This is a genomic window from Bradyrhizobium sp. CSS354, assembly GCF_029051725.1.
Classification (GTDB): Bacteria; Pseudomonadota; Alphaproteobacteria; order Rhizobiales; family Xanthobacteraceae; genus Bradyrhizobium.
In genome coordinates this window covers 40,025-66,217 of record NZ_JAACFU010000011.1, presented here as the reverse complement: position 1 = coordinate 66,217, position 26,193 = coordinate 40,025, and the positions used below count along the sequence as shown (strand labels likewise).

At 59.2% G+C, this 26,193-nt stretch carries 23 protein-coding genes and 1 pseudogene; 10 read left to right on the top strand and 14 right to left on the bottom strand.

All coding sequences use genetic code 11. The features are described from left to right. Window positions 1–13: 13 nt before the first annotated feature. Complete coding sequence (gene pobA, locus GWG67_RS25350; protein WP_275172083.1) at window positions 14–1,186, top strand: 4-hydroxybenzoate 3-monooxygenase; 1,173 nt, start codon at window positions 14–16, stop codon at window positions 1,184–1,186. A gap of 45 nt (window positions 1,187–1,231) precedes the next feature. On the opposite strand, the gene GWG67_RS25345 is transcribed toward pobA, so the two are convergent. After that, window positions 1,232–3,382, bottom strand: a complete 2,151-nt coding sequence (locus GWG67_RS25345) for an adenylate/guanylate cyclase domain-containing protein (protein ID WP_275172082.1) — start codon at window positions 3,380–3,382, stop codon at window positions 1,232–1,234. 18 nt (window positions 3,383–3,400) lie between these two features. Continuing rightward, window positions 3,401–4,072 (bottom strand): hypothetical protein, encoded by a 672-nt coding sequence (locus GWG67_RS25340; protein ID WP_275172081.1) that lies wholly within the window; start codon window positions 4,070–4,072, stop codon window positions 3,401–3,403. Window positions 4,073–4,684: 612 nt separating this feature from the next. Here GWG67_RS25340 and GWG67_RS25335 point away from each other — a divergent pair. Then, window positions 4,685–5,143 carry a hypothetical protein gene (locus tag GWG67_RS25335; protein ID WP_275172079.1) on the top strand — a complete coding sequence of 153 codons (459 nt, stop codon included), beginning with the start codon at window positions 4,685–4,687 and terminating at the stop codon, window positions 5,141–5,143. Window positions 5,144–5,182: 39 nt separating this feature from the next. On the opposite strand, the gene galE is transcribed toward GWG67_RS25335, so the two are convergent. Beyond that, window positions 5,183–6,175 carry a UDP-glucose 4-epimerase GalE gene (galE, locus tag GWG67_RS25330; protein ID WP_275172078.1) on the bottom strand — a complete coding sequence of 331 codons (993 nt, stop codon included), beginning with the start codon at window positions 6,173–6,175 and terminating at the stop codon, window positions 5,183–5,185. A 395-nt stretch (window positions 6,176–6,570) separates the two neighbouring features. Here galE and GWG67_RS25325 point away from each other — a divergent pair, with 395 nt between their 5' ends. Next, on the top strand, window positions 6,571–6,855 hold the full coding sequence (locus tag GWG67_RS25325; protein WP_275172077.1) for a hypothetical protein: 285 nt from the start codon (window positions 6,571–6,573) through the stop codon (window positions 6,853–6,855). A gap of 13 nt (window positions 6,856–6,868) precedes the next feature. Beyond that, a pseudogene (locus tag GWG67_RS25320) lies at window positions 6,869–7,173 on the top strand (CHRD domain-containing protein); the annotation flags it as partial. Between the two features lie 30 nt (window positions 7,174–7,203). Here GWG67_RS25320 and GWG67_RS25315 read toward each other — a convergent pair. After that, window positions 7,204–7,569 carry a VanZ family protein gene (locus GWG67_RS25315; RefSeq protein WP_275172075.1) on the bottom strand — a complete coding sequence of 122 codons (366 nt, stop codon included), beginning with the start codon at window positions 7,567–7,569 and terminating at the stop codon, window positions 7,204–7,206. A 472-nt stretch (window positions 7,570–8,041) separates the two neighbouring features. Between GWG67_RS25315 and GWG67_RS25310 the strand changes: the two genes are divergently transcribed. Continuing rightward, complete coding sequence (locus GWG67_RS25310) at window positions 8,042–8,587, top strand: NUDIX hydrolase (RefSeq protein WP_275172074.1); 546 nt, start codon at window positions 8,042–8,044, stop codon at window positions 8,585–8,587. A gap of 109 nt (window positions 8,588–8,696) precedes the next feature. On the opposite strand, the gene GWG67_RS25305 is transcribed toward GWG67_RS25310, so the two are convergent. After that, on the bottom strand, window positions 8,697–8,870 hold the full coding sequence (locus GWG67_RS25305; RefSeq protein ID WP_275172072.1) for a hypothetical protein: 174 nt from the start codon (window positions 8,868–8,870) through the stop codon (window positions 8,697–8,699). Window positions 8,871–11,362: 2,492 nt separating this feature from the next. Between GWG67_RS25305 and GWG67_RS25300 the strand changes: the two genes are divergently transcribed. Together GWG67_RS25300 and GWG67_RS25295 are read left to right on the top strand one after the other, a co-directional pair. Beyond that, window positions 11,363–11,644 (top strand): hypothetical protein, encoded by a 282-nt coding sequence (locus tag GWG67_RS25300; RefSeq protein WP_275172070.1) that lies wholly within the window; start codon window positions 11,363–11,365, stop codon window positions 11,642–11,644. A gap of 49 nt (window positions 11,645–11,693) precedes the next feature. Then, window positions 11,694–12,134, top strand: a complete 441-nt coding sequence (locus GWG67_RS25295) for a hypothetical protein (RefSeq protein ID WP_275172068.1) — start codon at window positions 11,694–11,696, stop codon at window positions 12,132–12,134. Between the two features lie 615 nt (window positions 12,135–12,749). On the opposite strand, the gene GWG67_RS25290 is transcribed toward GWG67_RS25295, so the two are convergent. Beyond that, window positions 12,750–13,412 (bottom strand): hypothetical protein, encoded by a 663-nt coding sequence (locus tag GWG67_RS25290; RefSeq protein WP_275172066.1) that lies wholly within the window; start codon window positions 13,410–13,412, stop codon window positions 12,750–12,752. A gap of 34 nt (window positions 13,413–13,446) precedes the next feature. Further along, complete coding sequence (locus tag GWG67_RS25285) at window positions 13,447–14,151, bottom strand: metallophosphoesterase family protein (RefSeq protein WP_275172064.1); 705 nt, start codon at window positions 14,149–14,151, stop codon at window positions 13,447–13,449. Window positions 14,152–14,370: 219 nt separating this feature from the next. On the opposite strand from GWG67_RS25285, the gene GWG67_RS25280 reads away from it, so the two are divergent. After that, the gene (locus GWG67_RS25280; RefSeq protein WP_275172062.1) at window positions 14,371–14,979 is read left to right on the top strand and encodes a transglutaminase-like cysteine peptidase; all 609 of its coding nucleotides are present in this window, start codon (window positions 14,371–14,373) and stop codon (window positions 14,977–14,979) included. A gap of 8 nt (window positions 14,980–14,987) precedes the next feature. Here GWG67_RS25280 and GWG67_RS25275 read toward each other — a convergent pair whose 3' ends face one another. The 3 genes from GWG67_RS25275 to GWG67_RS25265 form a co-directional block, all read right to left on the bottom strand. Further along, a complete protein-coding gene (locus GWG67_RS25275; protein ID WP_275172061.1) occupies window positions 14,988–16,286 on the bottom strand; it encodes a hypothetical protein in 1,299 nt (432 codons plus the stop codon). A 113-nt stretch (window positions 16,287–16,399) separates the two neighbouring features. Beyond that, window positions 16,400–16,717 carry a hypothetical protein gene (locus GWG67_RS25270; protein ID WP_275172060.1) on the bottom strand — a complete coding sequence of 106 codons (318 nt, stop codon included), beginning with the start codon at window positions 16,715–16,717 and terminating at the stop codon, window positions 16,400–16,402. Window positions 16,718–16,788: 71 nt separating this feature from the next. Next, window positions 16,789–17,421 carry a hypothetical protein gene (locus GWG67_RS25265; RefSeq protein ID WP_275172059.1) on the bottom strand — a complete coding sequence of 211 codons (633 nt, stop codon included), beginning with the start codon at window positions 17,419–17,421 and terminating at the stop codon, window positions 16,789–16,791. Between the two features lie 145 nt (window positions 17,422–17,566). On the opposite strand from GWG67_RS25265, the gene GWG67_RS25260 reads away from it, so the two are divergent. Next, window positions 17,567–19,069, top strand: a complete 1,503-nt coding sequence (locus GWG67_RS25260) for an undecaprenyl-phosphate glucose phosphotransferase (protein WP_275172058.1) — start codon at window positions 17,567–17,569, stop codon at window positions 19,067–19,069. A gap of 153 nt (window positions 19,070–19,222) precedes the next feature. Continuing rightward, window positions 19,223–20,407, top strand: a complete 1,185-nt coding sequence (locus GWG67_RS25255; protein ID WP_342761059.1) for a polysaccharide biosynthesis/export family protein — start codon at window positions 19,223–19,225, stop codon at window positions 20,405–20,407. Window positions 20,408–20,791: 384 nt separating this feature from the next. Here GWG67_RS25255 and GWG67_RS25250 read toward each other — a convergent pair whose 3' ends face one another. From GWG67_RS25250 to GWG67_RS25235, 4 genes are all read right to left on the bottom strand, one after another. Then, entirely contained in the window at window positions 20,792–22,069 is a 1,278-nt protein-coding gene (locus GWG67_RS25250; protein ID WP_275172057.1) for a hypothetical protein, read from the bottom strand. 186 nt (window positions 22,070–22,255) lie between these two features. Then, on the bottom strand, window positions 22,256–23,008 hold the full coding sequence (locus GWG67_RS25245; RefSeq protein ID WP_275172056.1) for a hypothetical protein: 753 nt from the start codon (window positions 23,006–23,008) through the stop codon (window positions 22,256–22,258). Window positions 23,009–23,018: 10 nt separating this feature from the next. After that, window positions 23,019–25,421, bottom strand: a complete 2,403-nt coding sequence (locus tag GWG67_RS25240; RefSeq protein WP_275172055.1) for a polysaccharide biosynthesis tyrosine autokinase — start codon at window positions 25,419–25,421, stop codon at window positions 23,019–23,021. A gap of 109 nt (window positions 25,422–25,530) precedes the next feature. After that, window positions 25,531–26,190, bottom strand: coding sequence for a hypothetical protein (locus tag GWG67_RS25235; RefSeq protein WP_275172054.1), 660 nt, complete (start codon window positions 26,188–26,190; stop codon window positions 25,531–25,533). Between the last annotated feature and the right edge of the window lie 3 nt (window positions 26,191–26,193).

Below are 26,193 nucleotides of genomic sequence, written 5' to 3'. Positions count from 1 at the left end.
GGAGGACGCAAAAATGAAAGTTCAGGTCTGTATCATCGGCGGCGGGCCGTCCGGGTTGCTGTTGTCCCAGCTCCTGCACCTCAAGGGCATCGACACGGTCGTGCTGGAAAAATACAGCCGCGACCACGTGCTTGCCCGGATCCGTGCCGGCGTGCTCGAGCACGGCTTCGCCAGGCTGATGCGCGAGGCTCAGTGCGGCGAGCGGATGGACCGCGAGGGCGAAATCCACAAGGGATTCGAGATTGCCCATGACGGCGTGCTCTCCCAGATCGACCTCCACAAGCATTCCGGCGGCAATTCGGTGCTGGTCTACGGCCAGACCGAGCTGACGCGCGACCTCTACGAGGCGCGCGACCGCCTCGGCGGCAACGTCGTGCACAATGCCGAGGACGTGATGCCGCATGACCTGACCTCGGACCGGCCTTACGTGACCTATCGTTCGAATGACGAGACGGTCCGGGTCGATTGCGACTATATCGTCGGCGCCGACGGCTTTCACGGTGTCAGCCGCAAGTCGATCCCGAAGGACGCGCTGCGGGAATACGAGAAGATCTATCCGTTCGGCTGGCTGGGCGTGCTGTCACGCACGAAACCGGTGTCGCCGGAGCTGATCTATGTGAAGCACGAGCGCGGCTTCGCGCTGTGTTCCTTGCGGTCGCAAGTACTGAGCCGCTACTACGTCCAGGTGCCGCTCACCGACAAGGTGGAAGACTGGAGCGACGATGCGTTCTGGGCCGAGCTGAAGCGTCGTTTGCCGGAAGAGGTCGGCGGTCGCCTGATCACGGGACCGTCCATCGAAAAGAGCATCGCGCCGTTGCGCAGCTTCGTGGCCGAGCCGATGAGCTACGGCCGCCTGTTTCTCGCCGGCGATGCCGCCCACATCGTGCCGCCGACCGGCGCACGCGGGCTGAACAGCGCCGCCTCCGACATCTATTATCTCTACCACGCCATGCTCGCGCACTATCAGAACGGCGATGATTCCGGGCTCCAGGGCTATTCCGCCAAGGCGCTGGCGCGGATCTGGAAGGCGCAACGCTTCTCGTGGTGGATGACGATGCTGCTGCATCGCTTCCCCGACCGGCTCGACTACGAGGACCGGCTCCAGCAGACCGAACTGGAATATCTTCTCTCGTCCGAGACGGCACAGCGCCTGCTCGCGGAGAATTATGTGGGGCTGCCGTTTTAAGGATACGAACGCGGATGCTCCCTCTCCCGCTAGCGGTGAATACCTTTATTTCCCTTCCAGCGTATTGACCGGCGTCCATTCTGGCAGGGGAGGATTTTCGATGAGCACTCTCGCGCGTTTCGCGAACTTTGACGATGGTGGATCAGTCTTGGCTACGCCCTCGAACGCGTCAGCCGCCTTCGCGAACTCCCGCGCCCGCCAGCAGGCGAGCCCCTCCGCGTAAGCCGCAGCCACTTTTTTCTGCCCGGCGCTCTCCGCGCCTTTGTCCGCGAGCGGCTCGAACACCCTGATCGCCTCGCCACGCCCCTGCACCCGGATCGCATCGAGTTCACGCCAGGCGAAGCCGTCGCCGGTCTGGGCCATCGTCGATTCCGAGGCCATGATTGCGGTGCCGTAGTATTTGTTGGCGCCTTCGAGCCGCGAGGCGACGTTCACGGTGTCGCTCATCACGGTGTAGTTGAAGCGGCGGCGGGAGCCGATATTGCCGACCACGGCCTCGCCGCTGTTGAGCCCAATGCGGTGCGACAGGCCGTGGCCGGCGAAAGCGGCGCTGCCCGCGTTGAGCTCTGCCAGCTTTTCGTGACATTTCAGCGCGGCATGGACGGCGTGGCGCGCATGCGCGGGATCGTCGGCGGGCGCGCCGAACATAGCGACGATGGAATCGCCGATATATTTGTCGACATAGCCGCCATGGCTCTCGATGATGTCGGTCATGGCCGACAGATATTCGTTCATCAGCGTCACCAGTTCGCCCGGCGTCATCGTCTCGGCGATGGAGGAGAAGCCGCTCAGGTCGGAGAAGAACATGGTGACGTTGCGCATTTCGCCGCCGAGCGCCGGCATCTTGCCGGAGGCAACCATGGTGTCGATCACTTCGGGGGCGAGATAGAACGCAAAGCTCTTGCGCAGGAAACGCTCGTCACGATCGGCCAGCACGAAACGGTAGCCGATCGTCATCGCGAGCGCGGCAAGGCTTGCGAGTGCCGGCTCTGTCAGCGGCAGCGCCAAGGCATGGACGAATGCACCAACGGCCACAGCGGCGTAAACGGCGATGAGGCCGAACCAGGCGATCAGTGCGCCACCCGGTGCGAGCACGCAGGCCGCGCAGGCCACGATCGCTGCGAACACGATGGTAAGAATGCTCCGCAATGGAAAGCCGAGCTCGGTCACCGCATCGCGTTCGATCAGATTTCGTACCGCGTTGGCATGCACGAAGACACCGGCGATGTCGCTGCGGGCCTTTTGTGCGGTGCTTGCCGGGGCGGGCTGGGCGCATCGTGGTGCCGGCGTTCCGTCATATCCGCCGGACAGTCGCACCGAGGTGAGCTTGCGATCATCGAAATTCAGGGCGGAGCCTAGCAGCACGACTTTGCCGCCGAAGGCGCGGCGAAAGAAATCGCGATCGCCCTTTTCGACGCAGGCCCGAAGATCGGCGAAGGAGAAAGTCGGGATGTCGCGGCCCAGTCCTCGAAAATTGAGCGTCAGTGTGTTTGGTACCGCGCTCGGAATTGCATAACCGGACAATTCGGTCGCTCCGGACGGTCCAATCTCGGGCCTTCCAGCGAGCGCGCGCGCGGCGAGCTCGACCGCCATCGCGGCGACCGGCTTGCCGTCGATCGAGAAGCTCAGCGGCATCCGCCGGATCACGTCGTCGGTGTCGGTATGGACGTTGAGGGCGCGGATATTGTTTCTCACCGCCAGTTGCTGCGCGCGGTCTGGCCTTTCCTGATGGTCGTTGCTCAGGATCTCGCCGAGCACCAGCTTGCCGCTGTCGGAAAGCTTCCGCAGGGCGATGAGATAGTCCCGATCGAAGCCTCTCATGCGGCTGCCCAGCGACGCGTCGCCGAAGGGAATCTCCGACTGCTCGATCGAGCTCGGGAAGATGACGTCGAAGCCGATCGCCCGGGCGCCGCCGTCGTCGATGCTGCCGAGAACCCTGCCGATCTCGCGCGTCCAGGTCTGCGTTGGCGATCCCTTGAACGGCGGAGTGTCGTAGGTCTCGCCGTCGATGGCCACGACGACGACCGGTGATGTCGCGGGATCGCGGCGGTCGCCGACGAGTTTGCCGCGCAGTGCCGTGAGGATGTCGAGCGACAGGCCCTGCAGCGTCTGCAACGGCGGAGACGTGACGACGGCGCCTGCAAGAAGCGCAATCAGGATCGCTGCAACGATGTCCCGTCTGCCGATCCGCCGCATCGCCCCGTCGCTAGCCGCCTATTCGAGCCGCAGCAGGCGTCCGACGATCGGCGTCGGCGACGACGTGGCGCTGGGATCGACCTGGAAGGCGTAACGCTTGGTGCCGAGGATGGCGAGATAGCTGCCGCCCGGCGTCAGCGACTTTCCGGCCTTGGCGAAGTCATAGAACTTGCCTCCGACCATGGTCTCGCTCTTGAGCGGCACGCTGATCGTGGGCTCCTTGCCATCGGTGCGTTCGATCACCAGGGTGCTGCCGCTCTTGGCCTGCACCAACGGTGCGACTCCGTAGAGCGTCGGCAGCTTGGCCGGAGCGCCACCCTTGGCGTCCGACCGCATGGTGCGGAAGGTCGTCGCGGCACTCTGGTTCGCCTCGCGCTCCGACAGTTTTGCCGCGTTGGTATCGCAGGGCACCTTTTCCCGCTTGACCTCGCCGAGCTGCACGGTGCTCTGCTCGGTGCCGACCATGACGACGCCTTCGCTGATGGTCTCGCGCTGGCACGATTTGAGATAGCTGAGCGTAATGGTTGCCTTGGGCCCCAGCTTGATGATCTTGCCCGGCGCCACATAATCCATGAACGCGACGCCGTCGACCTTGCCTTGCACGTCCTCGACGATGGCGGCCGGGCTCTCCGCCAAAGCCGGGGCAGCAAGACAGCACGCGCCGACAACAGCGCCGATCAGGCTTTTCATGGGAATTCTCATCCAATTCGACCGATACTTGCCCGGTCCCCGTCCAGCCCCGATGCTTAGCAGCGAAACGCCCAGGCAAGTGTGACCGGAATCACTCTCAGATATTGGTGCACTCTATCAGGAAGAGGTTCAAATCAGCGACCGGAGAAAACAGTGCGCCGGGAAGCTGTTGGCCGGATGGATAATTTCATTCGGCTGGGACGGCCTCGACCGGGTGGCCCTCCGCTGCACTCTCTATATCCACAATGGGCGGGAGCGTAGCCTCGGTCTTCTGATATGGCGTCGCCTGCTGACCGGCTGCAATCTCGACCACTTCCTCCCAGCGCGACAGGAAGGCTAGCTGTCACGAACTGGCTGAGTTGATAGCGGTTATATGCAAGCTGCCAAACGAGGTCGGCAAGCCGATCTTTTTAGCGCGGTATGCAACGAGGTCCAGCTTTCTTGCCCGCTGCGCGGGGGAGCGTGCGCTCGCCCGCGTCGCTGCGCGTCGGCAGCAATTTGACTGGCTCGCTTTGCTGGGCGTTAACCGTGGCGGAATGCTCTCCGCGCGGATCATTGTCGCGCCCTAGTGTTGGTTGCAAATACGTTTGAGTTTTTACGGTGGATGTTTTCATGCTGAGAGACGGCAAATATGCTGCCTGGTTCAGGACCCCGCGCGGTCAGGGCACGGGCGTCGTGCATCTGGCGGAGGGACGAATCTCCGGCAGCGACAGCTTCTTCACGTATGGCGGCTCTTACCGAATCGACGAGCAGCGCTTCACGGCGGTTCTGACCACGCGGCGACATGCCGAGGGGCCGCCGACTGTGTTCGGGCTCGATGAAGTCGAGGTCAAGCTCTCGGGCGTGTGCAGCGGCGCGATGGCGACTTGTTCCGGGACGGCCGAGCAGGCGCCCGATGTGACCTTCGAGGCGACGCTCATCTACAGCCGGGACGAGGCGCCGGCCGTTGACGCCAGAGGTGCGGTCGTGAAGCTCAATGCCGACAAGCTGCCGAAGGGGCTCGACGGCCGTTCGCGATCGCGCCATCCGTTTGCGCCGGGATCGCTCGGGTCAGAACGGAATAGACCATAAGGCCAGTCTTATCCCGCCTGATCGACTTCGACGATGTTGTCAGGGCTGCTTAAGCGGATGAGCCCTCTGGTGCCAGGCCCAGGCGGTGCGGATCACGGTCGGCAGATCCGAATGTCGCGGCACGAAATTCAGCACTTTTCGCGCTGCGGAGGGATCGGCGACCAGATAGGTGGGGTCGCCGGCGCGGCGCGGTTTGACGGTGTGGGGCACCTCGCGCCCGGTCTCCTGCCTGATGGCGGTCAGGATTTCCCGCACCGAAAAGCCGGAGCCGGTGCCCAGATTGAAGCTGCCGCCGGCGTGCCCTTGTTCCAGCAGTTTCAGCGCCGCGACATGCGCCGCGGCGAGGTCGGTGACATGGATGTAGTCGCGGATCGCGGTGCCGTCGGGCGTGTCGTAGTCCTCACCGAACACGGCAAAATCGACATGGCCCTGTAACGCCATCATGGCGCGCGGAATGAGATGAGTTTCATTATCACGCAATTCGCCGATGCCGCCGGCAGGATCGGCGCCGCTGGCGTTGAAATAGCGCAGGCAGAACGCGCCGAAGCCGTAAGCCGACCGGTAATCGGCCAGCATGCGCTCGATCATCCATTTCGATGCGCCATAGGGGTTGATTGGCGCGCAGGGGAAGTCTTCCGGCAGTTCCTTGGAGTCTGCATTGCCGTAGACAGCGCCGGTCGAGGAGAACACGATACGATGGCAACCCGCATTGCGCATCGCCTGCAATAGCGACAGCGTGCCCTGCACATTGTTGATGTAGTACTTTTGCGGGTCGGTCATGGATTCGCCGACGAGGCTCGCCGCCGCGAAATGCATGACCGCCGTGATTTTGTGCTCGGCGAAGGCGCGCGCCAGCGCGGCGCCGTCGACCAGATCGCCCGTTACCAGCGGGCCGGCGACGAAGCCGCGATGACCTGTCGACAGATTGTCATATACGACGGGCTGATAGCCGGCCGCGGTCAGTGCGCGGCTGGCATGCGAGCCGATATAGCCCGCGCCTCCCGTAACGAGGACAGTCGGTCGGTCGGTCATGTGTGCTTACCTCAAAGCGAAATCAACGATCATCCATGCAGCCGCCGCCAGCACCAAATCGGCACACGGCACGAGCACCGCAAGCGTCAACCATTCGAAACGCCTGCCGAAGGCGGGGACATGCCGAGTGGCGCCACGGGACACGACATCACGCAAGGAGAGGGCTTCCGAAGTGATCTGTCCCAATGTGATTGCCTCAGTTCGACAGTTGATCGATCGGGGGAGCATAGATCGATCTTCGCTGTATGCAACCCACCGGGGGCTCGGCAGGATTGTCCTTCCTCGTTTAGCTCGCATTGACCCTATCACCGCGAAACGGTGGGCGCGCACATCGCGGCAACCGAAGCTTTAAGCAGGAAAAATAAGCTGATGCCGAGTAAAGGAGTGACGGAAACATGGCACAGATCTGGATGACTTATGACGAACTCGCGGGGCTTAGTGGCTGCACGCCTGCCGAGGCCAGAATGCGGGCGATCCATTTGTCACTTGACCGCCGGAAAAGCCGCGATGGCGCAACCCGCGTTAAGCTCGATTTGGCGCTGACGGCTAAATTTTTCGCATCTGTCCGGGACGCCGGTTTTGATCTGGACGGCGCCATCGAGGCGCTCCAGGCCACCCATCGCCAGATGGCAGAACTCCTGACGCCGAACCGGTTCCAGGGCCGGCGCCGCTCGGCTTAGCCCCCCGCATGCTCCGAACAACTCGCCTGGAACGGGCAAGGCCGAGGCGACCAACGATACCGAAGCGAAAACCCTGACATGTACGGTCAGCTTTGCCGGCTCGACCGGGCCAGCCATGGGGCACATTTCCATGGCGCCGTGGAGCCCGGCAAGAACGCCGGCAGCGTGCTGCCGTTCAAGACGGTGCAAAGCCCGATTCAGGGGAGCGCAACGCTCACTGAAGCTCAGGCCGCGGATCTGCTTGCCGGGAAATGGTACGCGAACATTCATACGGCCGCGAACCCGGGCGGTGAACTACGCGGGCAAATGATGAAATAACGACGGCAACTTCCGATGCGGACGTGCTGCTCAGGCGGGCGGTCTCGGTAAGAAGGCCAGGATTGTTTGAGCGAGGAGGACCCCGACGGTCCCGCCTGCTGCTTTTTGCAGCACGTCCAGGAAACCCGGATCACGATCGGGTGTCATTGCTTGCAGGATTTCGAGCCCCATTGCGACGGCCACGACAAGGGAGCATGCGAGCGTGAGCCGACCGGGCAACAGGAAGGATAAGAGAAATCCCAGCAACCCGTAGGCGCTGAAGCGCTCGATCACGACGACCCAATAGGCCTCGTGATGACCGAAAAGCACGGGTCTTCCCGCCAGTCTCGCAAGCGTGGCATAGACGATGAGCGCGAAGCAGATTCCTGCGGCTGCGATAAGGTGGTTGCGGCGCATTGGACGACCATAGCGGGATGGGAGCCAAGCCGCGTTGAAAGATGAGAGTATCGTTAAGGCTGACCAACTCGTTGAATCTCGGGAACGGCAGTGGGGGCGGAGACCCTTACTTCTCCGCTCTCAAGTTCTAGCGGCCCATTCGATGGCGGAGGGAAGCGGGTGCGGGATTGTAGGGCGCAATGGGAGCCTGCCGGGTGCTGCCACCATGCTGTGGCCGGGTGGCTCGCAAACGCAAGACCACGAAGGCGATATTGATAGCCAACCAGACCAGGATGACGGAAATGGCTAGATGTGCCACGGCCAGACCTCGCGATGAAGTTGAGATCAACGCAAATTTGCGCGTTCGGTTCCCTGGCGAATAGGGCTAAAGCGCCTAATTCAGCCGCTGGAATTCAGGCCTCCCGCGCCAGCGGCCTCATTCCTGCAAGGCCATATGGTTTACCAGCAAGGTTCAACGAAGGAGAATTGTCTGATGGTCCGGGAATTGCCGACGATCCTAAAGACCGAGCATATGGTGGTCTCCCCCTGGCTCGAGGTCGTGGCCCGGGATGTGAGGTTCTCCGCGGAGTCTGCCGTTGAAACCTATTATGCAGTTGCGCAACCTGACTATGTAGTCATTCTGGCGATGACGCCGGACTCGCGCGTTCTCCTGGTGCGTCAGTATCGTCCGGCGATCGAGCGCTTCTCGCTGGAAATGCCAGCGGGCGTGGTGGATCCTAACGAAGACCCGCCGGAAACCGCCACGCGCGAACTCCTGGAGGAGACTGGCTATCCCACGATGAGCGTCGAGCTCATCGGCAGATGCGCGACCTGCTCCAGCCGGATCAGCAATACGACTCATTCGTTCTTCGTCAGAACCGGCGGTCGCGCGCCCGGATTTGTGGAAGAGCCAGGTGTCGAGGTCAGCTCCGCTTCGCCGGATGAACTTCGCAGCCTCATCCTGTCGGGCGAATTCGGCGAGCAGACCCATTTGGGGGTGCTGGCTCAGGCATCTGCGAGAGGGCTTCTGGTCCTCTAGCCGGTTTGGCGGCCTCGCAGTCATCGAGAGATCGTTGGTCGCTCGTCGCGCGGTTGAGCTGCGCCCGAGCGGAGATGGAACGCTGCGCGCTCGACGCAACGCTTTCGCTCTAGCCCTTCTTACCTGTCTTTGGTTTCAGCGAAAGACCAAGGCGCAAGGCCATGCGCTTGATCGCATCGGGCGAGCGTCCGAGCTGTTTCGCCGCCTCCTCCAATGAAGCCGAAGACTTGGCCAACTCCATCAGCCGGCGGTCTTCCTTGAACGACCAGGGCTTGCGCGCCATAACCGAAATCATCCTCTCGTCGCGACAAAGACAAAGCCGCCAAGCGGACCCATATCGCTCGACGGCTTTGCTTGGGTGGGGCCGAGCTTGGGGGAGCCCGGTGCGACGATGGGATAAGCGATCGGTGAGAGTTCGCAACAAACAACGCGGATTAAGCTAACCGCTCAACCTTACCGGGACAAATCGGGGACCCGTATGAGCACGGAGGTTTCGTTCAGCAGAGCTGCGGCAAGCATCCTTTGTAAATACATCGAGGCTGATGCACAGCAACGTGCGTCGGCTGCACGAACCCGGAAGCCTGATGGCCAAGCGATCAGTCCACCATTGGTCGCTTGATCACGACTAAGTCGTGACGGCATAAACGCGACGGGGCACAGGTTCTTCGCCTACAAAGCCAAGCATGTCGGTTACGCCATCGCAGCCTGCAGAATGGACCGGGTCTAATTGCCCGGCACTGCCCAGCGGCGACTCATTGTTGCCGCCCGATCCCAAGTTCGCGTTGCAGTTGCGGTGTGAGCCCCATAGCGCCTTCAGTTCGTCCTTGGCCCGTCCCCAGATTTCTTGGTGTAGGTGCGGGACTGGAAGGCGAGACTGCAGATGTTGTTGTCGAGATCGTCGAACGTGGTGCGCTGCCGGCATATCCGTTGCGACTGCCGTTTGAGTAGGTCCCCTGAGCATGAGCGGATGCGGACGTGCCGAGGAGCGCGGCCCCCGCCAGAAGCACTGCGAAACGGTTCATTGAGTTTTCCATCTGGTTGATGCGCCACCACTATGAACCCAGAGCGCGGCGATGCCAAACCATACCTGGGCCTGTTGTGGAGGGGCACCACGGCGCTGAGAGCGCGACTGCGGTGAACAAAGCTACGGTTGATTGAGCAAGTAGAAATGAGGGATCATGCTTGGTGCCCGCCTGGCAACGGCCGCCGGAATGCGCAATCCCAGAATATCCCAGCGAAACGAACGACAATAAAGCCCACCAGCCTACGCGTTGAAGCGCTCAATGCAAACAGCCACCAACTCAGCTGCCGCGACGACCACCGGACGCAAGTCTTTGGAGCGGTGGAGAGTTGCGATTGTCTGAACGCACCAAAAACGACGGAGGCTTCGATGGTCGTGACGGCCGAACGTAAGGTTCCAACTTGAGATAGTTCGCTCGCCGCCGCCGCGAGATCGCTGAACGGGTGACGTACCCCGCCGCAAATGAGGTCATCGCAATCAGAAATAAGAGCAGAAGACCCAGCATTGAGGGAAACCCCGTGAACGAGTTACCGACCATTGTACGCACGCGGGTCAGCCGAGATAAGGCAATTTCGCGGAATCCTTGTGACGTTTTTCGCCACAAAGAGAGCCAGCCGATAGGAGGGGGCTCTCCACTGTTCAACAACGTGATGGAGGCGCAAGTGGATCCATGTTCGCGGGACGGCGCCGCCTCCGGTTCGCGTAAAACCGCCCCGTCTGCTCTCTCGTTAGAAATCTGGGTTGAGCAAAGGCCAACTTGCTTCGTGGCGAGGAGAGGCGCGTTGATCGAATGAAGTCGGTGGCTTTGAAGGATTTCTCCGCAGCGTGGTTTTCTGGAGTGTGTATCTTCGGAACCTCGTTGCGCGCAGGGCTAAACACGACTCGTCTAAGATCGTTCGGGAAGGTCGCATTCACACCGAGATTCTTGCTTCGTGTCTTTCGTGTCATGAGATCGCCGAATTCAATTTGATATGCTTGAGACTGGAGAGTGCAAGCACCGACATGCTACAAGAAACACAGACAATATCGTCGTTCGCAAGGCTTCGAGACCGTATGTTCGAGGTCGGATTTTTCAGCCTTGCGATGATCGCGATGGCAGGCTGGCTGTATTTCATCACGCTGTTGCTCGTGAGGCTGTCTCTATGGTGCTTCGGTTGAAGTGCGCGCGATCAGTTTCTAAGCACTGTGCTGCCCAAGATATTATCGCCGAGATGAGAAAATCAGCGACACTTATCACGATGTCGACACAACTGCGCGACCACAATGCTAGAAGTTGGAAACGTCTTGCATATGGAAAGATTGCCCAATGGTGCTAGTTGCGGTTTTGGCTTCGATCTTCTTTGCCGGTTTCGGCGGAGGCTACGCAACCCGGGCCTGGCGATCGCGCAAACGCAACGAGCGCCGCCGGCTGTACTCGCACTATCGTTCCGCGACAGCCGGAGAGGCTACATCATTCGTCCGAGCGCGGCGTGCATTCTGAATCTTTGCAACTTGGGATAGGCTGTTCTGTTTTCGTGACACGTGCGAGCAGAGCAAAAATAGGCTCGGTGACCTCTCACGTAACCACATTCGGTTACGTTAACGCCCGCGTTCTGTTGTTCGTGCGGTTCGCGGTCGGTACTGCATGTGGAAGCATATCGTTGCTCCGTACCCTTGAATTTGGACATTGATCGATGGCCCGTTGGGGGACACATGGGATAATGCCGACGTTCTCGAGGCCCGACCGGTCCGTGGATCACTAAAGGGGGAGCGCCATGACGAGCCTGAGAAACAACGCCCCGCGGCGGTATCTGCCTGATGCTGCGGGCCAGCGCGTCTTGATTGGCTTGACGGTTGAGGAAACCTTCGAATTCGAGCGCCTCGAGGGCCGGGCCGAGTTCGGTCAGGCTAAAGGTCAGGCGCTTGACGACGGCGTGCTTTGGGCGGCCACGGTGCAGGAGCGCTGGCTCGAATTGTATCAGAAGCATGAGAGTGCCTGGAAGGCCTGGATGGCACGAAGCCGGGCCGAGCAACCCAGAAGCTTTAAGGTTTATTAACCATCGCCGACCCATTTTCCAATCTGGCTTTGAACCGGAAAACGCACGCATGTTCCAGCTGTTCCTGCGGGCCCGCACGCACAATTTCCTGAAAGACCGTTTCAGCGGCGAACGGGGATTCCGCGCGCGTTCGCCTGAACGAGATGCTGAGACCGACCGGACCCGCATAGAGCCTATCCTGGTCGCGATCGAGGAAGCGCTGCACGCGGCCGAGCGGGAGCAATCGGGCCTGAACCGTCGGGTCGAAGATGTCTTGGCCCGGGCCGCGGTGACCTTCGGCAACGGTGATGATGAATATCTCGAACGCGAGGCGTTGGATAACCATCATCAGGATCTGTTCGATCGGGAGATCCAGAGCGGCCAGCGCCGGTTGAAAGAACTCTGTTCTTCCATTGCGCACTACAAATTCATGAAGGCAGCCGTGCTGAGCAGGTTTCCGAATTCCCGGCCAGCGAACGAAGGGCGTTTGGCTGGAAACGTGCAGCGCTAGGCCTTCAGAACTCGTCACCCCATTGCATCAAGCAATGCCGCAGCAACGCGTAACTGCCGAATGTAACGACCGCGCCCAGCACGAAGGCGCACGACAGCAACTGGATGGCGAACATCGAACCTAGCCCCGTTCGATGAACGAGGCTATACCGCCGCAGTTAAACGGAGCTTAAGGCTGCGTGGCAAACTAGTAGGTCAAGACCCGCTCAGGATCCAAGGGGTTCACGTAACGCACATAAGTGCGGACCGGCCCATAGTAATAGTGAGGCTCATCCCTCGTGCGCGGATCAAATGTGGCGGGGTAGGCCTGTTGCAGCGACCTGTGCCGAACCTGCGCCACCGTGGGACATCCGCAGCGGGGCCCGCAGTACGGATTGGGACCTCGGTCAATGTACGGAATACGCGCCGCTGTCCTTTGCGTAGGCACGGCGTAGTCTGCGGCGTAGGACGGTGTCACCAAGGTCCACATGCCCAGGGTGAGCGTAAGTAATCCGAGAATTGATCGCATTTGGAGGCCCCCAGTTGTCTTAATCTTAGACGCTTCGCGAGGAACGGGCAATATGCTCTAAACTGGGTCGGCTGGCCAAACTCCTCCGCCCGCAGCAGGCCCGCTCGACTAGCCCCCGAGCACGTTGAGAAGCGCGGGATCGATAGCCCGGATCGCATCTTTCAGGAATTCTTTGCCCCGGGCTGAGGCTTGCCGATATGCGAACACCAGGGCTCGCGTTTGTTTCGGCTCTCGCGTCAACATCAGGCGGACGTCACCTTGGACTAGCTCCCTCACATCGGGGCTGGCGAGGGCATCGAATCGGGTTGCAGAAGCAAGCCTCAGAGGCATCAATCGGCCTTCGCTCGGTGCCGTGAGATAGACCATCTTCAAGGATTCGATCGCTGCTGGACTGTCCGGATCCTGCCGGGCTTCCAGCACTGCCAAGGCGAGCCATAGCTCAGCATCGTATGGCGATATGGAGACAACATGCTTCAGACGCGACCGGGCAAGTTCGCTCTGGGCCCGAACCCTGTCATCACCTCTTGGCAGTTGCATTACTTGGAGCGCAAGAAATAGAGCCTGATGGCCTTCGAGGTCAGAGCGCAAGGGAGAAATCAATCCAACCCATTCGGGTGGAGCGTTCGAGCTGAGACTGGCCTTGGTTGGGTCCTCTGGAAAATCCGGCCGCTTGGAGGTGATCAGTTCTGCGGCCGCTGATACGATCCCAAAACAGCCGACGGCTGCCGCAAGGCCCAACAGGAGGACGCGAACTAGGGTCGTTGAATGCATCAAATCTCCAAAGCAAAAACGACGTGTCATTGATTTACAAGGCAATCATACTGTCGTCCTGAAGTGTTAACAGGGTCAAATTTCCGGTCGCATAGGCGCCCGTATCGATATTGACCCGATTCGGTCTTATGTCGGGCTGCTGGACGGGGGTGTGGCCGTGGACGATGTATTTCCCGAAATTCTTGTTGCTCTCCAGGAATTCGTCTCGAATCCAGAGCATGTCCTGTTCTTGTTGGTTCGCCAGGGCGACACCAGGCTTTACTCCAGCATGGACAAAAAAGAAATCTCCGCACACAAAGCGCGCACGCAGGTTGTTGAAGAAGTGCAACTGATGAGGCGGAATTGCCTGCGATAATCGTCGAATGAGTTCGTCTTGTTCTGCCGGATCAGGATTGAGGGAAGGTCTAAGTCCATACGAGGCTAAGGTTTGGAGGCCGCCATATTGTTTCCAATCCTGAAGCTGCGAAGGGGCATGCAGAACGTCTAACAGGAAGGCTTCATGATTGCCTTTCAGGAAGATCGATTCATGCTTCATGCCACGTTCCATCAGCAATTCGATGGTCCGATTCGAGTCAGGCCCTCGATCGATGTAGTCTCCGAGGAAAACGTGGATTGCGCGCCTTGAACCTATTGTGGTGAGATCGCGGTCGATGACGGCAAACATCTGCTGAAGCAGATCGGCGCATCCATGAATGTCGCTTATCGCATAGATGCGAATGCCCTCGGGCACCGTCGGCATTCGGCTTTTGTTTCTCGATCTCGACAATCTGAGCATTTGCCGAACTTGTCGCCTTTGCAGTCTTTGGGGCTAACGCCCGAATGATTCAGGTCAGCTCACATGGTTAACGGGATCGCAATGTCCTGCTTGGCTTTTGTTTCTAATTGAATGGCGGGATGCCGCAAAATTTCAAACCCTTCGCGTTAGCTTCCTAGCCAATAAGCATGCGGGGAGCAACTAATGCGCAGAATCATCACTATCGCCCTCGGGGTCATCGCAGCCGGCTCCATGTGGCTTGAGCCGGTCCAGGCCGGACTTGTGGGAATGCCAATGGGGCTTCAATCCGCAATCCAGCGCATCAAGCTCGAAACTCCCACTCTTCCGCCGATGGCGTTTACCCAATTTTGTCTTCGATACCGAGGCGAGTGCCGCACGCGGCCGATGTTTCGGGGCGGGCCGGTCCGGCTGACCAACGAGCGATGGGCAGATCTCAAGGAGATCAATCAGGTGGTTAACCGCGGAATTGCCCCGGAGAGGAATGAACTCGGCGTGGCTGGCGAGCAATGGCTGATCAATCCAGCGCGGGGCGATTGCAACGACTATGCGGTCAGCAAGCGGCATGAATTGCTGGAGCGCGGTTGGCCGGCTCGCGCCTTGCTGTTGAGCGAGGTCATGGTCAATTCCGGTGAGCATCACCTGATTCTCGTGGTCCGGACCAATAGCGGAGACTTGGTGCTAGATAACATGACGCCGCAGATCAAGCCGTGGTCGCGTGTTCCTTATCGCTGGGTGCGGATGCAGATGCCCAACTCCAAGCTCTGGGCGACGATCTCGAGCGCCAGGGTCTGAGGTCGCGCTTACAGGGCGCTGGTCCGCCCGGTGCTTTGCGCCAAGCCGAGCCCGATCAATCCTGCAAGAATGATCTGCACCGCCGGGTTCAACATGCTCGTGTCGACAAAGCTCTCGCAAATTGCGACAAGCACAAGGGCGCAAGTTGTGCTGGCAAAGAACGAGTCCCGTCCGCGTCCAACGGCTCCGCGCAAGACGAAAAAGAAGACCTGAAGCCCAAATAACGCCAGGATTGGCAGGGCTAAGCGACCCCATTCGATTGCAACCAGCGCTGCAGTTGAAGGAGCGCGCGGCGCAATACCAACAGCATAGTCCTGATAGATGCGGGCAACCTGGGCGAATGTTCCGACGCCATTGCCGGTCCACGAGCTGTCCGATATGGCACGCCGTGTGATCGCTACAGATTCTTGATTCTCGATTCGGCTCCGAGCTAGCAGATCCGCCCATGTCGCGGGTCGTTCCAGGGATAGCGTCGCTGCACCAGCCATCATAATGAGGAGGCCGGCTAGGAGCGCCGACGGCCAAGACCGATATCCGAGACGACGGACGGCGGCAATGAACAGCATGATTGCAAATCCCAGCGCCGTTAGCATGTGGACTATTCGTTCGAGCGTTGCCAGGTAAGCAAGAGACATCATGAGACCGGCAATGCCCGGGACAATGCGCAGCAGGAATGGGCCATTCAGTGGAAAGAGAGTGCCGGCGCGACCAAGCTGGCGCTCCGCTGCCATTGCAATCGTTGCCGTGTTTGCGAGCGCTGCAATGACCCCAACGAGGGCAAGCGAATTGTTTTCTGCCAGACCGAGATCTAGCAAGGCTGTTCGGGCAAGCACGATCTGACTCAAACTCGCGAGCACGATAAACGTCGCGACGCCAGTCAGAACGACCAGCAAGACTTCCGCCCTTTTGCGATCTTTTGCCAGCAGGATGGTGGAGAGCAGCAGTGACAGGAGGGCCGAATACCACATCAAGCCGCGCAAAGTATTTCCCAGGTCGACCGTGATTCGCCCCGCCAACGACGGTTCATTTAACGCGACGGCTGTTGTGGGCCAGATGGGATTCACGAGGGAGAATGGAAGGGGAGCAATTTGCGTCACCATCCAGAGCATCGGGAAAAGCGCCGCCAGCATAAACCTGCGGAGCGGAGTGAGTGCAGTAAGATCGGCCAAGCTCGCCGCAGCGGCCGCGGACAGCAGCATGAGCGGGGCCAGCAGATACACCGTATGCTGGACGAAAATGCCATCGGTGAATGGCGTTGCGGCAGCTGCAGCCAACAGGATGATCAGAAGGGAAAACGCGAGCGGCAATGGAGAACTTCAAGGGGGATGAGGAAAGTGAAGAAAGCTGATGGCCGGGGGCGATGCTTCACTATCGCATGGGGGGTCCGCGTCGCCAAACTCTGTTTTGGGCGGGACCCCTGTCAGATATGCCGGTCGTCGTGAGCCGATGTCTGCCGATAAAGCGCGGCCACCGACGCTTTCCGAGAAACAGTTTGACGGGGTGAATAGCGAGCCATCAATGTGCCTCGTGCCAGCAGGCCGAAGGCATAGCCAAATTGTGGCGCGCAGCCCGCCAAAAGTGCGGATCCGACTGCGGTTGCAAATCCCTGATCTTGAGCAAGTTGAATCGAGAGCGTGGCAACGATCGCGATTAGGCAGAAGGGCACAAGAATCCAGACGCGAAAGCGCCACGCGAGGACCGCGCCCGTAAGAAATAGCAAGATGGCGACCGGGGTCATTGTCTGTCTCCATCGCCACCATTCCACCCATCTTCTTAAGGAATCGTCACTCGTTCCCCCCGGATTCAGCGCTAGCGGCCTGCACAGCTTTCCATCAAGGTGCGGACCGCGGCAGCCAGTCCGGTAACGGGAATGACCCCCCGGATCCGACCAGCCTTGCCGTCGATTTCGACGTTAAGCTCCGTTGCGGATTGCCAATCATTCTGCACGAGCTCTGATGCGCTCTTCGGGAGTAACAGAGCCTCGCCGGCCTGGGTGACGGATGCCTCAAATTCAGCAGCTCGGCCGCTCGCGGAGGTGAGGACGATCTTGGGACGATCCGTGCGCGACCAACGGTCCAGAAGAATCACAATCACGTCGATCCTCTGGCGCTCTTGACCACACTGAAGGCTCAGGCCAGCGAGGCCGATGTCCGACTTCCCCGAATCGGCAACGTGCATGACCGAGATGGCATCCTGTCCCCCTGTCGGGCTTTTGGTTTTCACCAGCTGCCAGCCTTGGGCGAGTGTCACAATGCCGCTGCGGCTGCGCAGCTGCTCGGAAAATTGCTTATCGCAATTTCTCTGTTCTTCGGAGCCAAGTCCTGGACCGCACTCTCGCGTCCCGCGAGGATGTTGACCGAAACTTTCGCTGGTTGTGGCCAGAAGGATTAACGTGAATGCCGACGCGACAGTCAGCCGGTCCAGAATGATGATGGAAAACAATGGCTTGACTCTGAGCTCATCATGTTGGCAGTAAGGGACGATTATACAGCCTTTGATGTTAGTTTTCTGCATAATTCTGCTGCATTGCAGCGGCTAGAGTGATTCTTGGCGGCGGTGGCCTGTTTGTTTTCGTAGGAGGCGATTTTTGATCCCGCGAACTTCACTCTCAAAACGAGGCGACGCGACGTCCTCCAAGCTCCCTGACCTCGGTCCGGCGACCGGCGGTGCATTAGACGGCCGCTGGTTTGGCTTGAAAATACCCTACTCAAGCCTCGCGTACTTCTTGGCAGTCCTGGACGCTGCCGTGATCGTATTGTCGAGCCTTGTGGGCGCCGGAATCTATCAAACGCTCGCAAACGCCGAACTTAACCTGGAGCCGGTCGTGGCTCAGGGGATTGTCGCAGCGATGCTTTATGTGATCATCGGACAGGCCACCGGTCTGTATGATCTTCGGGCGGCTCTTGCAAAGAAGCGGAGGGATATAGGGCGGATCCTTGGCCAGTGGACCCTGGTGTGCCTGCTGCTGACCTCCTTGGTGTTTTTGATGAAAAGCGGCGCGGTTTACTCGCGCGGCTCCATGATCTGCTTTGGCCTGCTTGCCCCGCTGCTGCTGGTGGTCTGCCGCCGAATGTCCAGACGGCTGGTTTTGAGTGTGGTTGCGGATGGGCAGGTCCGGGGGCGCCGTATCGTGTTGCTCGGGACCCGCGAGGAACTGGCGTCGATAGGCCTTGAAGCGCTGTTGGAAAACTTTGGTCTGACCGAAATGGAGCGTGTGATGCTCCCCACCGCCACAGGCGGCTTTGCCCTAAGCCAAGACGAGCTCGCGGCGCTAGAGCGCGCCATTGCCGCGGCACGCGCGCAAGGCGCTGAGGGTATCGTTTTGGCCTTTCCTTGGAGCGATACCCGCAAGATTGAGCTGATGCGGGATGGGCTTCGGATTTCGCCGCTGCCGGTGCAGCTGTTGCCGGATCGGCGGGTGCGCTCCCTTACTCAGAACCCGTCGTTCCGGGTAAAAAACTCGCTCTCGATCGAACTTCAGCGCGGCCCGCTCTCCCGCGCCGAGCAGCTGGGCAAACGCGTGCTGGACATTGTGGGGGCGTCGATCGGGTTGATCCTTCTCGCCCCGCTGATGGCTCTCAGCGCGGTAGCGATCAAGCTGGATTCGCCTGGCCCTGTATTTTTTCGGCAGCGGCGGAACGGGTTCAATGAGAATCAATTTTCGATCGTCAAGTTCAGGACAATGACCGTCATGGAGGATGGTCCCAACGTGGTGCAGGCGAAGCGATTCGATACCCGCGTCACCCGGACCGGACGAATGCTCCGCAAGACGAGCATCGATGAAGTTCCGCAACTTTTGAACGTATTGAAAGGGGAAATGTCCTTGGTGGGTCCGCGGCCGCATGCGTTGGCGCATGACGGGCATTACGGCCAGCTGCTCTGCGACTATGCGTTCCGGCACCATGTCAAACCGGGTATTACGGGCTGGGCGCAGGTCAAAGGCTATCGCGGCGAAACCGCGTTTGTCGAACAGATGAAGGGCCGGGTGGATTGCGACCTCTGGTATATTAACAACTGGAGCTTGGCGCTCGACCTGAAAATCCTCCTGCTCACGTGCTTGGAACTTACCCGCCGCAGAAACGCCTATTAGCCCCTATCGGGTTGTCTCCACCCGGTGCTCGCCTGTAACCGCATTGCAACAACCTCCAGCTTATTCTCCCGAGGAGCCGGGTTATCAGGCGCGATTCATTGACTCCTCTCGGGAATTCGCGGAATTTGAGGTTCGTTGCAGTGGGGAACTCGGGTGGAATTTAAACGGGGCTTCGTTCTTGTAGGGGTGCTTTCCGCTGTGCTGCTCGGTTCTGCGGGCTGTGCAATCATGCCGATGTCGGGTCCTGAGGACCACGTCATCAAGAGCGAGCACACCAAGAATGGCCCGGAATATGGGTTGGTGACGCTCACGCCCACAGTGGTCGATATCCTCAAAGAATACGGGCCCGGTGCCATCGCGGGCTCGTTCCCTGACAATCGACCGCCGCCCTCCATCAAGTTTGGCATTGGCGACGTGGTTGCGGTGTCGATCTTCGAGGCGGCGGCGGGTGGTCTTTTCATACCGGCCGAAGCAGGCGTGCGCCCAGGCAATTTCGTTGCCCTGCCGAACCAAAACGTCGACTCGGCCGGTTTCATCACCGTTCCGTATGCGGGCGCGGTCAAAGCCGCGGGCCGCACGCCCAGTGAAATCCAGCAGGACATCGTCAAGGCGATCGGCAACCGCGCGATCGAACCGCAGGTGGTGGTCTCGCTAGTCACCCAGAACACCTCGCTGATCAGCGTCCTTGGTGAGGTCAATCAGCCTACCCGTCTCACAGCCAATGCGGCTGGTGAGCGGGTCCTCGACGTGATCTCGCGGGCTGGTGGTCCAAAGGGGCAGGGCTGGGAAACCTGGGTCACGCTTGAGCGTCACGGCAAGCGCGCGACGGTTCCGTTCGGTGCTCTGGTTTATACTCCCGCCAACAATGTCTGGGTCCATCCCGGCGATACCATCTATGTCTACCGTGAACCGCAGATCTTCCTGGCATTCGGTGCGTCGGGACAGCAGGGACAATTCCCGTTCGACATGTGGAAGATCAACATGGCGCAGGCGATGGCGAAGGCGGGGGGCCTCCTGGATGGCCAAGCGGAGCCGAGCGGCGTGTACCTCTATCGCCGTGAGCCGCGCGAGCTCGCAGAACGGCTAGGCGTGGATTGCTCCAAGTTCGTCGGGCCAACGGTGCCGGTGGTCTACAATGCAGACTTCCGCGATCCGGCCGCATACTTCCTGGCGACTAAACTTGATATGCGCGACAAGGACGTTCTGTTTGCCGCTAACGCAGCCACCGTCGATACCGCCAAGTTCCTGCAGTTCGTTCGTGTCGTGATCGCGACAGCCAATGATACGGTCGTGACCGCCAACAACGCACAGATCCTACGCATCACCTCGCGGCAGTGATCGCCGTCCGCCGGAGGTTGGTGAGGCAGTAATGTCTTCTAACGCGCCCGGCGGATTGCCAAGCCACCAAAATCTCCTTGCACGCGACCTAAGTGCAGAGGAAGCCGACCATTCAGAGATCGTCCGTCCAAAAATTTAGACGCGGTGCGATCGTAACTATCGTCAACAACGTGACGCCGATCATTACAAAGCAAACGGATAGGATTATCAGCCTCCTCGCGTTCGCGTTTCCGTGAGCCCGCGTCCGAACAGCGTGTTGTCGAAGAGGGTTTGGAACGACTAATTCGGCGTTTAGGTCAGAATCGCCAATCATAAACGCGTTTGACTGATCGCGGAGATCCCCGCGTACGAGAATTGGATCGTTGCCAACGAGAACTCTGACGCTTAGTTCTTCCTTAGGGTGGCTTTGAGCCGACGAATATCCACGCGCGTTAGGATCACCCGCTGCTCGGTAGGCCCGTTAAAGCTCGCAAAGTAGAACCGCCCCTGCGCGTCCCAGCTATCATATCCAGTATGGATGTTGAGGCTTCTGAGAGACGGGTCTAGCTCAGCCACCTCGCATATGCGTTCCGTTGTTCCTGCTCGCAGGTCGAACTCGAATAGCGCAGTTGGCTTGCCCTCAGAAGGAATGCTGGTTCCAAGGTAGGCGTGTCGTCCCTCCGAATCGACGTTGAACAACCAAACATAAGCTTTCGCGGCGGTGTGTAGTTGTCCGAGATATGACCAGGATGGGCCCTCGTCAGCAAATCTGTATATGTGGCCTTGATCATCCGAAAAGAAGCATTGCTTGCCATCTTGGATGCACTGCCCCGCCTCAAGGGCCTGCGCAGCTTGCAGTGGCCAGTCCTTGTGCTCCCCAAACCCAGTTTCGGGGTCGAAATAATAAACGTGGGCATAGACGGACGGAGACCCGGAGTTGCTGGCGGTAAAATAAAGCCGGCCCCGGCTGTCGGTCCACATCACCCGGCCAGAATAGACAAACTGCTGGTCGTATGCCGCTGGCCTGCCTAAGCGAGATGTTCGGCCGCTTCCAACGTCGTACCGAAAAATCTCGCCGGTCGGCACCCCGGCCGCATAAATGAGGTTTCGGCGGCGATCAGAGGCGAGCGTGACCACATTCCCATGGTCGACGGCTGTGCCGCCCGGCTCTGCGACACTCAGATCGGCAAAGCTTTCCTGCGCAGGATCGTAGCTGTACCAGTGAAACCCTCTCTCCTTCATATAACCCTCGTCGAGGGTCGAGCGGTTCATGGTGGCGACATAGATCTTGCCGTTGTGCCAGAGCGGGCGCGTATGGAATTTCTGTACTGTCTCTCCGGGCAGCCAGTTCGAAACTTTCTCTGACGCTGAGCGCGCATCTCCAACGACTCTGAGGGTCCCAACGGTCGAGTCGAGCCGATACAAGGCGGAGTTCGTTTTGTGATCCATTCCCCCGACGTAGATGTCGCCGCTTGGAGACGAACCGGTAGCATGCCAACTTTGGGTGGGGCGGAGTCCGTTTGCCGTATCAGGTAAGGTCCACAGCCACGTGCCGCCGAGCGCCCCCGGGTGGCCCGTCACCTCGTCAGGCTTTGCGGACGAAGTCATTTCAGCTAGAGAAGGAGAAGCTAAGTAGACCACTACGGCTGCTAAAGAAAGCCCCATGAGCGCGCGCCTGAGCATCGAAAGCTCCTTCTCGGTAAGCTCAAAATCTCACGATCCATCGCCCAATCGCAAAGTCTCGCGCTCCACGATCTAAGCCGCCACTCGCGAACGGCCGAGCGGAACAGATCATGCCGCTCGCCTCCTTGTAATCTATGGGAACGTGATAGGAGAATTGAGACCTCGAACCCAATGACGAATTCAGAACTAATACCTCCAAGGTCTAAACTCTTGGGGCTCGACCCCTGGAACGTCCGCTGTTACGCTTTCGGCGCGCAATGCGCGGGCTAGTTGGAGACGAAAATCAAAGCTCACGGTTCCAAGTTCGGCCAAGAGGAGTTGGTGATGCCTCCACCCCGCTCCTTTGAGAATCTTCACGGCGTCGCGGATCCAGCCCGTTTTAACAATGGACGCGAACTCCTTTCGGGCGCTTTCCTGAAGGTCCGGCGTAAGCGTGTCATAAATTGCAAGGACGTAGGGGCTACGAAGAGCAATCCAGCCCTCGAAGGGTGCCAACCGATAGGACAGCCGCAATGCTTCAAGGTGATCGCTTACATGACCGCCTTGATTGATGGCGCTCCAGTATTCGATGAACCACAATAGCCCATCAGTTGGAACGCACCGGAGGGCTTCTCTAACCGACAAGCGCAGCGCGGTCAGTTGCTGATTGGCAAGCCGCATGTCGAGAGAATCGACAGCGGTCTCATAGAGGCGCAGGCGGATGATCGCAGCCGCTCTGATTTCGCGTGGATTGCAGATCTTGCGAGTCTCAGCGGCTGACAATGCTGCTTCGGAAACGGAATTTCGCTTAAATCCGCTCCCGGACAACACGGCGTTGGCTACATTATTCAGTGCGACTCCCTCATCCAAATTAGAGAGGAAGGAGACCGCCCAGCTTGCCGAGCTCAAGGCGATGAGAACGGTTGTCAATCTGCCAAAAGCATTTATGACGGCCGTCATCGTTAGCTGACTAGTCAACGTATCCGTAGCGTTTGTAGTATCGGTTGCGGTAGTAGCCTCCGCTATAGGAATCGTAGCGGTTCATCGCGGCTAAGTTCACCTTGTTAAGAACGGCGCCCAGCATGTGCTCGCGAACAAGCGGGTTTTCCCGCAAGACACGCTCGACCACGTCGACGTTCGCTTTGGCCCACTCGACAATGAGAATGTAGGAGTCGACGAGACCGCCTGTGGCCCGAACGTCGATCACAGGGGCCATGGGGCTCAAGTCCAAAATGATCCGGTCGTACTGTTCACGAAGATGCTGAAAAAGCTTCCCCATTTGCGGAGACGCCAGCAGATCACTCGAGTTCGAAAATCGAGACGCCGCCACGCAAGGAAGAAAATGCAGATTGGTTTGCGGATCGACCCAGATCAGGTCCTTCAGGTCGGCCTTCCCAAACACGGCTTCAATCAATCCAGCACCGGCCGACCGTGCAAGCCGGTCGGTGAGGCTTGGGTTACGGAGGTCTCCGTCAATCAGAAGCGTACGTAGGCCACTTTGTGCCGTGGTCTGAGCCAAAGCTTCGCTAACGGTGGATTTTCCTTCATTCGGAAGAGCGGATGTGATGCCTAAGACTTTGTGTGGCGTCCCGAAGTTGCTCAAGTCGGCCGCCAATTTGATCGACCGGAGCGCCTCGGCAAATCGGGAAAAGGGCGAGTTGATCGCGAACCGTCCGACGCTGTTATCGATGGTCAGCAGCCGGTCAGAGCTGGATTGTGAATGAGTTCTCCCTACATCCGCGCGGAGCGACTTACCCGCTGCTTCACTGGATCGCGACCATTCCTCCGCTCTGCTCCTGGACAACGGGGACCAGCGTTTGACGAGCTTCAGGGGCAGGCCCATTCCAGCTTCTGCCTCCGACCCGATCACCGGAATGGATGCCAAACAGTTGGTCTGAAGCAAGCGTTCGACCTGATGGACGGTGCGGAAGACGCGGTCCAGCATTTCGAGGAAGATCGCCACCAAGCCCGAGAGGATGCATCCGCCGACGATACCCGCGAGGAGAACCAAAGCAGTCTTGGGGGAAGTCTTAGGCGTCGACAATTGTGAGGCCTGGGTGATGACCCTTGCTTCGGTAATCGGGAATGACTGCTGCTGGACTGATACCATGTAAAGCTGGAGGAAGTTCTCTGACAGCGCGCGCGCACTCTGCGCATTGCTTTCGAGGTCCTTCAAAGCGATCTGGGCTTGGCTTGTATCATTGGAAACGGCGATGGTCTCGTTCAGGCTTTTCTGGCTGGATTCCTCGCGCGCCTTGGCGATCGCCAGGTCGCTCTTGTAGCCTTCTGCAGTGCGTCGGAGCTCATCGATAATGGAGTGCCGAATTTCGCGCATTTGATTGCGCAAATTGACCACGGCCAAATGAGTTGGACCATACCTGTTAGACCAATCCGCGGCGCGGCCGGCATAATCGAGATAGGTTTGCCTCAACTTGGTGATGACGGGGTTAGCCATTGAGTCGTTGACGGCGCCCAAGTCGTTTAAGATTACTCGCGAATCATTGTCGTCCGCGTTCAAGATCGACGTAATGCGCTCGAGCTTGGCCTGAGCCTCCGCACGCTTTGCTCTAGCCTCGGTCAACGCGCTGTTGATCTCGGCCAGTTGTTGCTCGGTCAGCAGACGTCCGCCTGCGTCAACGATATTGTTCTTTGCCTTGTAATCAGCCACCGCCCGTTCGGCGGAGGAAGCCTGGGCACGAAGCTCCTTCAGGCGATCTTGGAGCCAAACGGCGGCGCGCCGCGAGGCTTGGTATTTCGATTCAAGGGAGTCGGTAATGTAATTTTCTGCAACCGCGTTTGCGATCTGTGCTGCCAGCTCAGGCGAGAGCGATTGATATGATATTTCGATCACGTAGCTTTGGGCGACGCGCTTGATGGTCAGCCCGTTCACAATGCGCCCGATGGCCGTCCGCATGAGGCCCTCATCCGAGGGCTTCTCTTCGGGGAAGAAGCTTTCGAAGAGCTGGTTCAGCGCGGCTAAAAAACCCGCGTCATCGTGCATGAATAAGGGAGAATCCAGCAGCCGCAAGTCCTTGATGACCGCTGAAGCAATGGTCTCGGATTTCAGGACTTCAACCTGACTATCGACCATGGCTGTGTCGATCGGATTGTCCCCTGCGGCTCCGACTTGCGTTTGTAGCCCCTGCATCTTGCGACTGTCCATTAGAAGGACGGCGGTGCCGGTGAAACGCTTAGGTGCGGTCAATAAGTAAACGCCCGCCATGCCAAGGCACAGAAGTACCGTGATGATGATTACCGGGTATTGCCGACGGATCAGGCCCAGGGCAGCCGAAACGGTGTGCTCAAACGATGCGGTGTCGTTGCCTTGAACTTGCGTCGGGGCGTGAGGATCTGGAATTCGTGTTTGAAGCATTCCGGCCCGTCTACCTAGCTGATGTTCGTGCGGCTACTCAAAAGCAAAATCAAAGCGCCCCATCCGAACGCCGAGAATCCGGATGGATCGTGGGGAGACCCCAAAGCCCTCAGCACGAACCTGACACTGTGCAGACGATCGCCGTGGTCGTTCCGCTCGCTGAGCTTGCGCCGCCAACACTTGAACTGAAATAATTTGTTGGATTGTTGGACACGCTGTTGGCCACAAAACTTTGAAAGGACGAGCCGCTATCCGATGTTCCGCCCGTCGCGGACGTTTGGCCGCCGACGCCCCCCGACGAGCCGGTTGTGGCGCCGGAGAGAGCTACGCTTCGGGTCGGATCGTTTCCTGTAAGGGCAGCGTATTGCGCGTTGGCATCTGCCGAGCCTGTGGCACCCAAGTCGCTCTGGATCTCCAGGGAAAACGTCAGATCGGTCGTCCTGCAGACGTTAGCTGCCTTTCCGAGACCTGTCCCGATAGCTTTTTGAAGGGCGGAGGTGGAGTCCCCTTTGTTGGTAAGATCCTTCAAAATGGCCAGCACCGCGGGAAGCGCTTGGGAATAGGACGCCACGAAGGTTTGTACATCGGCGGCCACCTCGTCCGAGCTTCGAGTTCCATTCGGCCCTTCGAGTAGCGAAGACGGATTGGTCGTGAAGGCAGCTGCTTTCTGTGCCGTATCGGAATCGTTCACGCAAGCGGCGAGCGCTCCTTCGGATAGGGAAAACGCAAACGCACAAAAAATCGCTGAAAAGATCAGCTTTGACGACAAGCG

Bases quoted from the DNA above. Each gene is read 5' to 3' on its own strand.
- pobA (WP_275172083.1), top strand. From the start codon at position 14: ATGAAAGTTCAGGTCTGTATCATCGGCGGCGGGCCGTCCGGGTTGCTG.
- GWG67_RS25345 (WP_275172082.1), bottom strand. From the start codon at position 3,382: ATGCGGCGGATCGGCAGACGGGACATCGTTGCAGCGATCCTGATTGCG.
- GWG67_RS25340 (WP_275172081.1), bottom strand. From the start codon at position 4,072: ATGAAAAGCCTGATCGGCGCTGTTGTCGGCGCGTGCTGTCTTGCTGCC.
- GWG67_RS25335 (WP_275172079.1), top strand. From the start codon at position 4,685: ATGCTGAGAGACGGCAAATATGCTGCCTGGTTCAGGACCCCGCGCGGT.
- galE (WP_275172078.1), bottom strand. From the start codon at position 6,175: ATGACCGACCGACCGACTGTCCTCGTTACGGGAGGCGCGGGCTATATC.
- GWG67_RS25325 (WP_275172077.1), top strand. From the start codon at position 6,571: ATGGCACAGATCTGGATGACTTATGACGAACTCGCGGGGCTTAGTGGC.
- GWG67_RS25315 (WP_275172075.1), bottom strand. From the start codon at position 7,569: ATGCGCCGCAACCACCTTATCGCAGCCGCAGGAATCTGCTTCGCGCTC.
- GWG67_RS25310 (WP_275172074.1), top strand. From the start codon at position 8,042: ATGGTCCGGGAATTGCCGACGATCCTAAAGACCGAGCATATGGTGGTC.
- GWG67_RS25305 (WP_275172072.1), bottom strand. From the start codon at position 8,870: ATGGCGCGCAAGCCCTGGTCGTTCAAGGAAGACCGCCGGCTGATGGAG.
- GWG67_RS25300 (WP_275172070.1), top strand. From the start codon at position 11,363: ATGACGAGCCTGAGAAACAACGCCCCGCGGCGGTATCTGCCTGATGCT.
- GWG67_RS25295 (WP_275172068.1), top strand. From the start codon at position 11,694: ATGTTCCAGCTGTTCCTGCGGGCCCGCACGCACAATTTCCTGAAAGAC.
- GWG67_RS25290 (WP_275172066.1), bottom strand. From the start codon at position 13,412: ATGCATTCAACGACCCTAGTTCGCGTCCTCCTGTTGGGCCTTGCGGCA.
- GWG67_RS25285 (WP_275172064.1), bottom strand. From the start codon at position 14,151: ATGCCGACGGTGCCCGAGGGCATTCGCATCTATGCGATAAGCGACATT.
- GWG67_RS25280 (WP_275172062.1), top strand. From the start codon at position 14,371: ATGCGCAGAATCATCACTATCGCCCTCGGGGTCATCGCAGCCGGCTCC.
- GWG67_RS25270 (WP_275172060.1), bottom strand. From the start codon at position 16,717: ATGACCCCGGTCGCCATCTTGCTATTTCTTACGGGCGCGGTCCTCGCG.
- GWG67_RS25250 (WP_275172057.1), bottom strand. From the start codon at position 22,069: ATGCTCAGGCGCGCGCTCATGGGGCTTTCTTTAGCAGCCGTAGTGGTC.
- GWG67_RS25245 (WP_275172056.1), bottom strand. From the start codon at position 23,008: ATGACGGCCGTCATAAATGCTTTTGGCAGATTGACAACCGTTCTCATC.
- GWG67_RS25240 (WP_275172055.1), bottom strand. From the start codon at position 25,421: ATGCTTCAAACACGAATTCCAGATCCTCACGCCCCGACGCAAGTTCAA.